The following is a 7300-nucleotide window of genomic DNA, read 5'->3' as shown; positions in this document are numbered from 1 at the left end:
GTGACCATGGCCTTGCTGCTGCTGGCGTCCCTCATCCCGCTGGCTATGGAGGTGGCAGGCTAGAGCAGGCGGCCGGCGGCGGCCATGGCGCGGGCCTGCGTCGCGCGCCATTCGTCGGCGTAGTCGCACGCCTCATAGCCGGCGAAGTAGGGCCCGCCGCGCGTGAAATGCGCGATGCGGGCCTCCGGCGCGTAGGGATACTCCCCCACCAGCCAGTTCCACGTCAGCGGGAGGTCCCCGATCTGCGCCTCGTCGGCGAGCCAGTTGAACTGATGCAGGTCCAGTCCGGACGCCTCCTCTACATACTCGGGGGTCAGGGCCGCGCAGCGGGCGTTGTTCAGCAGCATGACGCTCGACCAGTTCTTCTTGGCGTAGCGCGCTTGGGGGTGGTTGAGGAACTTCACCGTGTCCCGGGGCGTGTAGTCGTGCTTGCAGACCATGACGGCGTAGCGGTCGTCGGCCAGGGCGAACAGTTCGGCGATGTCCGCGCGGGCGAGCATGTCGCAGTCGATGAACAGCGACCAGCCGGCGTAGCCGGCGAGGTACGGGGTCAGAAATCGCGAGAACGAGAAGGCCGTCGATTGGGCGTTGCTGGGCGCGCGGCGGAAGACCTTGCTGAGGCTGGGCAGATCGATCGGCGTGAAGCGCACGGGCTGCGAGGCGTGCTCGACAATGCTCTGGCAAAGCACGTGGTAGGCGACGACCTCCTGGGGGTCGTAGCCGATGAAGACGTCAAGCACAGGGGAGGCCAGCAGGTCGATTCTCCGAATTGAGTCAGGTCGCCCGTTCGGCGAGCCTGCGCCGAAGAGCGCCTTCGACATCCCGAACGACCGGCTCCCATGCGCCCGGCGTGGCCTGGCGAAACAGCTGCACGGACCGATACCACGGCATGGTGGAGCCTGACGCCGCATAGCGCCATTCCGGATTGTGCGGCACCAGGGTCAGGCAATCGGCGCCGGTCGCGCCGGCGAGATGCACGACGGCGGTCTGCACCGACACCACGACGTCCAGGTTTTCGATGAGGCCCGCAAGGTCCTCGAAATCATAGGTGGCGCTGGGGTCGAAGGCCCGGACCGGGGCTAGGCGTCCGGCGTTGACCGCCTCCAGTTCGGCGGCCACGTCGCCATATTGCAGGCTCACGAAGTCGCAGTCTGGCAGGTCGAGCACCGGCGCCAGTTGGTCCAGGGACAGCGAGCGCTGACCCCTGCGCGTGCTGGGCACGCCGCCGCGCCAGGACAGGCCAATCCGCAGACCCCTCGGCCGCGGCCCCAGCCGAGCGGCCCAGGCCTCCCGCACCTCTGGCCTGGCCCGCAGGAAAGGGGTTCCCAGAAAATCAGCCTCGCGGCGCCGATAGAGACGACCCAGGCTACCCATGGCGACGAGGGTTTCGTCCGGGGCGACCGACAGCACCGGAGGACTGCCCAGGCCCTGGAACGTCACGCCCGTGATGGAGGCGGCAAACAGACGCTCGAGCCGAGCGTCGCAGACGCAGGTGACCTTGGCCGCGTCCCGGGCGAGATCACCGATCATGCTGGCGAACATCACCTGGTCGCCCAGTCCCTGCTCTCCCAGCAGCTTGATGCTGCGGCCAGGGAGACCGGCGGCCGCCAGGTGGCGGACCACCTGGGCCATGACCGGGTGATAGAAAGACATCGACGAAGCGACGAAGGCGCCGACGCTCAGGCGCGCCTCGTAGTCGTCCCAACCGCCCGAGAAGTCCCGCATCAGCAGACGAACCAGACTTCGCCGGAAGGGCGCCAGCGCCAGGTTCGGCTGCAAGGCGATGGCCTCACCAAAGCGGCGCAGAGCCGTCTCGTTCTCGCTGAGCGCCGCATGGGTCAGCCCGAGTTTCGTCAGGGCCTCATAGGCGACGTCCCCGAACCTGGCGGCCTGGCTGTAGCTCTGGAGGGCCTCCTCCAGCCGCGAAAGCCCGGTCAGCGCGTTGCCGCGGGTCAGCAGGGCCTGGCTGTGGTCGGGATCGGCCGCGAGCGTGGTGTCCGCGAGCACAAGCGCCTCTGCGTGCCGCTCGTGCTCGCCCAAAAGGATGCCAAGATTCCTCAGCGGCGCGGGGTGGTGGGGCAGGAGATCCAGGGCGCGGCGATAGTGTGTCTCGGCGAGGCTCCATCGGCTCAGCGCCATTTCCGCCGAGCCGAGGGCGATCAACGCCTCGCCATGCTCGGGCGCCGCCTCGACCACGCCCTGCAGCGTGGCCGCCGCCGCCGCGCTCTGGCCGGCGCGGAGCTGTTCCAGGCCAAGCTTGAACAGGGCGTCAGGGTCGGGAGACGAGCGGTCGGTCATCGCCGTCACCTTGTCGATGACGGTGGGGCCCGCAAGGGGATTTCCGTCGGAAGGGTGGTGCGGCTAGAGGGACTCGAACCCCCACGCCTTGCGGCGTCTGGACCTAAACCAGGTGCGTCTACCAATTCCGCCATAGCCGCCAACACGGCCCGTCTATAGCTGGGCCGACGAAATGGGCAAGCCAACGCACGCCACGCCAAGAGCTTGACCAGGTCCCCGCCGCCGCAGAGCCTGCCGGTCACACGCGGGGAGGGGACCTTGTCCACCGGCTACTACGACGACAACGCCGAGCGCTTCTTCGCCGACACCGCCTTCGTCGACCTTTCGGAGGGCCGCCGGCGCTTCGTCGCGGCCCTTCCGCCAGGCGGCCGGGTGCTGGACGCGGGCTGTGGCTCGGGCCGGGACGCCCTGGCCTTCCATCAGCTAGGTTTCCAGGTCACCGCCTTCGACGGCTCCGCCGCCATGGTGGCGCGCGCCTCAGCCCTGACAGGGCTGCCCGTCCTGCACCTCAACTTCGCCGACGTGGCGTGGTGCGAGGCTTTTGACGGAATCTGGGCGAGCGCCTCACTGCTGCATGTTCCCCGCCGTGAACTGCCCGACATCATGCGCGCGCTCCGGGCGGCCCTGGTCCAAGGCGGCGTCTGGGAGTTGTCCTTCAAGCTCGGCAGCGGGGAACGCCATACGGCCGGTCGGCTGTTCACCGACCTCGACGTCCCGGCCGCCCAGGCCCTGGTCGACGAGGTCGGGGACCTGGAAACCATGGCCATATCCGTCAGTTATGACGTGCGGCCCAGCCGGGAGACCGAGGGCTGGACCAACCTGCTGGTCCGCCGCGTGGGGTGAGGGCGTGCGCCGCCCTCTTTGGGCTTGGAGTGCGCGCCGTGAAATGACATAAGGTCGCCCGCTCGCCGCCAGCCCTGGCGGCGCTTACCTATTCAGCCGAGGCGGACCTGAAAGGCGCACGACACCGCGCCGTGTCCGGAAAATTCAAGAATGTCGATGCAGATCGTTGAGAAGTCTGGTGAAGGCCTGAGCAAGGTCTTCAGCGTCACCGTCCCGATGTCGGACCTGGTCGAGCGCCTGGACGCCAAGATCGCCGAAATCACCCCCACCCTCAACATCAAGGGCTTCCGGCCCGGCAAGGTGCCGCAGGCCCACGTCCGCAAGCTCTATGGCAAGTCCATCATGAGCGAAGTCGTGGAGCAGACGCTCAACGAAACCACCCAGAAGGTGCTCGAGGAGAACAAGCTGCGCCCCGCTGGCGATCCGGACCTGACGCCGAACGGCGACATGGCCCAGGTCATCGATGGCAAGGCTGACCTCGCCTACGACATCGCCATCGAGGTGATGCCCGATTTTGAGCCCACCGACCTCACCAAGATTTCGCTGAAGCGCCCGGTCTATGAGCCCACCGACGCCGAGGTGAACGAGGCCGTCGACGAGCTGGCCAAGCAGAACCGCACCTATGAGACCCGCACCGGCAAGACCGTGAAGGCCAAGGACGGCGACATGGTCGTCATCGACTTCATCGGCCGCGCCGACGGCGTCGCCTTCGAAGGCGGCACGGGCGTGGACACCGAGCTGGTCCTGGGTTCGGGCAGCTTCATCCCCGGTTTCGAAGAACAGCTGGTGGGCGCCAAGCCGGACGAGAAGGTCATGGTCAAGGTGACCTTCCCGGCCGAGTACCAGGCGCCGAACCTCGCCGGCAAGGACGCCGAGTTCGAGACCACGGTGAAGGAAGTGAAGGCTCCCGTGGAGTCCAAGGCCGATGACAGCCTGGCCGAGCGCCTAGGTGTCGAGAGCCTGGAAAAGCTGCGCGAGTTGCTGAAGACCAACCTGGAAAGCCAATACTCGGGCGCTTCGCGCTTCAAGCTGAAGCGCGCCCTCCTGGACGTGCTGGATGAGAAGCACGACTTCCCCCTGCCGCCCAAGATGGTCGAGGCCGAGTTCGCGCAGATCTGGGGTCAGGTTCAGTCGGACAAGGAACGGGGCACACTGCCGCCGGAAGACCTGGAAAAGTCCGACGACGTCCTGCAGACCGAATACCGCAAGATCGCCGAGCGCCGCGTGCGCCTGGGTCTGGTCCTGGCCGAGATCGGCCGGGTCAACAACGTGCAGATCACCGATCAGGAACTGGCTGAGGCCATGCGCGCCGAAGCCATGCGCTACGGCCCGCAAGCCCAGCAGATCTTCGACTTCTTCCGCCAGAACCCCGCCGCCCAGGCCCAGCTGCGGGCCCCGATCTTCGAGGATAAGGTCGTCGACCTGATCGTCGCACAGGCCAAGGTCAAGGATGAGAAGGTGTCCAAGGACGACCTGCTCAAGGAAGACGACATGCCGGCCGGCTACGGCGCCTAGAGGCGCTCGACAGACGAGATCAAGGGCGCCCGCCGGGCGCCCTTTTTCGTTGCGGAACCATTTTCGCATGCTCCGCGTTTCGGGTGATTGCTGAGCTTTCTGATGTCGGCAGGATGCGCGTTGGCCCGGGAGGAATCGCCCGTGAGCCGCTTGGTTGAGAGTTGGGCGGGGCTCTGGATGCCATTGCTTGTTCGGATCGCGGGCCGAGCCCTGGCGCCGTGCACCTCGGTGGCCCTGCTTGTCGCCCAGCCGGCCTGGGCCGACGTCGCCGACGCGGGCTCTCTGGCAGACCTCTCCCGCCTGTCGCTAGAGGAGCTCGCCAATGTTGAGATCACCTCGGTCTCCAAGCGCCCCGAGGCCCTGAGCGGTGCTCCAGCCGCCGTCTATGTCATCAGCAATGACGCGATCAGGCTCTCCGGCGCCGACAGCCTGCCCGAGGCGCTGCGCCTGGCGCCCAACCTGCAAGTCGCGCGGCTGAACGCCTCCGGCTATGGAATTTCGGCGCGCGGGTTCAATCACTCCACGGGCACCTCCAACAAGCTTCAGGTGTTGATCGACGGGCGCAGCATCTACACTCCGCTATACTCCGGCGTATTCTGGGACGCCCAGGCGGTCATGCTTGACGATGTCGAGCGGATCGAGGTGATCAGCGGGCCGGGCGGCGCCCTTTGGGGCGCCAACGCTGTCAACGGCGTCATCAATGTCATCACCCGCAAGGCCGGCGACACCCAGGGCGGCCTGGCGCACCTCACGACGGGCTCCGACGATACCGCCGCCAACCTGCGCTACGGCGGGCGTTTCGGCGAGACCGGCGCCTTCCGCATCTATGGCATGGCCGCCGAATACGGTGAGAGCCGCACCACGCTCGGCGCCGGTGCTCGTGATTCCTGGGACCGGGCCCAGTCGGGCTTCAAGGTCGATTGGGGCGGGGAGGGCGATTCCTTCACACTGCAGGGCGACCTCTACGATGGCTCCAGCGCCCCCGTACCCGGTGCGCGGGCCGAGGGGGCCATCGGCGGCGGCAACCTGCTGGGCAATTGGACTCATCGGCCGGAGGCCGGCGGCGTGGTGGAGGCCACCGCCTACTATGCCCGCGACCACCGCACGATCACCTCGGGCATCAAGGATAGCCTGGAGGTCTATAATCTCGATCTGCAGTACGCCCTGGCCCCCCGAGGTCGCCATACCATCGTTGTGGGGGGCGGCTATCGGCATAACCAGGACATCTTCCGTGGCGGGTTCCGCACATCCTTCCTCGACCCCGCCAGTCGCACCACCCGGCTGGGCAACCTCTTCGTTCAGGACGAAGTCGCCCTGCGCGAGGATCTCATCCTGACCCTGGGCCTGAAGCTGGAACACAACAGCTATACGGGCCTGGAATACCTGCCCAACGCCCGGCTGGCCTGGCGCCCGACGGATCACGCCCTGATCTGGGGTGCGATCTCCCGGAGCGTGCGCACGCCCTCGCGATTCGATCGCGACCTGATAAATCCCGGCCTGATCGCCGGCGGCCCCGCTTTCGTGTCGGAAGAACTGATCGCCTACGAGGCTGGCTATCGTGGCCAGCCCTCACCCAACTTCTCGGTGTCGGTGTCGGCCTACTACAATGTCTTCGACGATCTGCGGACCGCGGAGTCGATCACGCGGGCGGTGTTCCCCCTGGAAGTCAGGAACGGCATGCGCGGTGAGACCTACGGCGTCGAGGCCTGGGCCGCTTGGCAGGTGCGCGCGGGCTGGCGTCTGACCGCCGGAGCCAGCGCCCTGCGCAAGGACCTGTCGCTTGACGCCGGCAGCCGCGACATCTTCGGCGTCGATTTCGCGGGCGCCGACCCGAGCTATCAGCTCTCCCTGCGGTCGCAAATGAGTCTGACCCCCACCGTCGACTTGGATATTGATCTACGCAGCATCGACGACCTGAAGAGCCCGGCAGTCGCCGGCTACACCGAGCTGGGCGCCCGGCTGGCCTGGCGGGTGACAGACCAGGTCGAGCTGGCGGTGATCGGGGACAACCTGCTCAACGACCAGCACCTGGAGTTCGTCAACGGCTCCCTGCCGCGGCGCGAAACACCGCGCAGCGTGCGCGCCAGCCTGCGCTGGGGCTTCTGACATGAGGGCCATGGCGCGGCTGCTGATCGCAGCCGTGTTTTGCCTTGCGCCGATCGGCGCCGTCCGCGCCGCAGACAGTCTCGAGGCGCCGGTCAAGGCGACCTACCTCTACAAATTCGTGCCGTTCGTGGAGTGGCCGGCGGCCGCCTTCACCTCGCCGACCCAGGCTGTCGTGCTCTGCGTTCTGGTGGGGGATCCCTTCGGCGCGGTGCTGGACCAGGCCGTGAGGGGCCAGAAGGTCGGCGCGCGGCCAATCAGTGTCCGCCGCCTAGCCAGGGCGGAAAGGGCGGTCGGCTGTCACGTGCTCTATTTGTCGGCCCCACGCGCGCCGGCCGCGATCGAGGCCCTGCACAGCGCCCATGGCGCGCCGGTGCTCACCGTCACCGACCAGGCGAACGGCGCGGGCGCTATCGTGAATTTCGTCCTGCGCGAAAACCGGGTCCGGTTCACCATTGATCCCCGCGCCGCGACCCAGAGCGGCCTGACCATCAGCTCCAAGCTGCTCAGCCTGGCGCTGAACGCGCGGTCAGGGCGCTAG

6 protein-coding genes and 1 tRNA gene are annotated in these 7300 nt (G+C 67.4%); 4 read left to right on the top strand and 3 right to left on the bottom strand.

Features of this window, described 5'->3' with window-relative positions:
• Positions 1–59: 59 nt before the first annotated feature.
• The 3 genes from RMO97_RS05320 to RMO97_RS05310 form a co-directional block, all read right to left on the bottom strand.
• Positions 60–740 (bottom strand): hypothetical protein, encoded by a 681-nt coding sequence (locus RMO97_RS05320; protein WP_310539489.1) that lies wholly within the window; start codon positions 738–740, stop codon positions 60–62.
• A 34-nt stretch (positions 741–774) separates the two neighbouring features.
• Positions 775–2298 (bottom strand): tetratricopeptide repeat protein, encoded by a 1524-nt coding sequence (locus RMO97_RS05315; RefSeq protein ID WP_310539488.1) that lies wholly within the window; start codon positions 2296–2298, stop codon positions 775–777.
• Between the two features lie 55 nt (positions 2299–2353).
• A tRNA-Leu gene (locus RMO97_RS05310) sits at positions 2354–2438 on the bottom strand.
• A gap of 118 nt (positions 2439–2556) precedes the next feature.
• On the opposite strand from RMO97_RS05310, the gene RMO97_RS05305 reads away from it, so the two are divergent.
• The 4 genes from RMO97_RS05305 (at position 2557) to RMO97_RS05290 (ending at position 7300) form a co-directional block, all read left to right on the top strand.
• On the top strand, positions 2557–3141 hold the full coding sequence (locus RMO97_RS05305) for a class I SAM-dependent methyltransferase (protein ID WP_310539487.1): 585 nt from the start codon (positions 2557–2559) through the stop codon (positions 3139–3141).
• A gap of 156 nt (positions 3142–3297) precedes the next feature.
• Positions 3298–4656, top strand: coding sequence for a trigger factor (gene tig, locus RMO97_RS05300; RefSeq protein WP_310539490.1), 1359 nt, complete (start codon positions 3298–3300; stop codon positions 4654–4656).
• 177 nt (positions 4657–4833) lie between these two features.
• Complete coding sequence (locus tag RMO97_RS05295) at positions 4834–6762, top strand: TonB-dependent receptor domain-containing protein (protein WP_310539486.1); 1929 nt, start codon at positions 4834–4836, stop codon at positions 6760–6762.
• Between the two features lies 1 nt (position 6763).
• A complete protein-coding gene (locus RMO97_RS05290; RefSeq protein ID WP_310539485.1) occupies positions 6764–7300 on the top strand; it encodes a YfiR family protein in 537 nt (178 codons plus the stop codon).

Origin of the sequence: Phenylobacterium sp. (assembly GCF_031425575.1) — a bacterium.
GTDB lineage: Bacteria > Pseudomonadota > Alphaproteobacteria > Caulobacterales > Caulobacteraceae > Phenylobacterium.
The sequence above is the reverse complement of the archived record's forward strand: the minus strand, read 5'-3'. Positions and strand labels throughout refer to the sequence as shown.

Coding starts and splice junctions, on each gene's coding strand:
- RMO97_RS05315 (WP_310539488.1), bottom strand. CDS start 2,298: ATGACCGACCGCTCGTCTCCCGACCCTGACGCCCTGTTCAAGCTTGGC.
- tig (WP_310539490.1), top strand. CDS start 3,298: ATGCAGATCGTTGAGAAGTCTGGTGAAGGCCTGAGCAAGGTCTTCAGC.
- RMO97_RS05295 (WP_310539486.1), top strand. CDS start 4,834: ATGCCATTGCTTGTTCGGATCGCGGGCCGAGCCCTGGCGCCGTGCACC.
- RMO97_RS05290 (WP_310539485.1), top strand. CDS start 6,764: ATGAGGGCCATGGCGCGGCTGCTGATCGCAGCCGTGTTTTGCCTTGCG.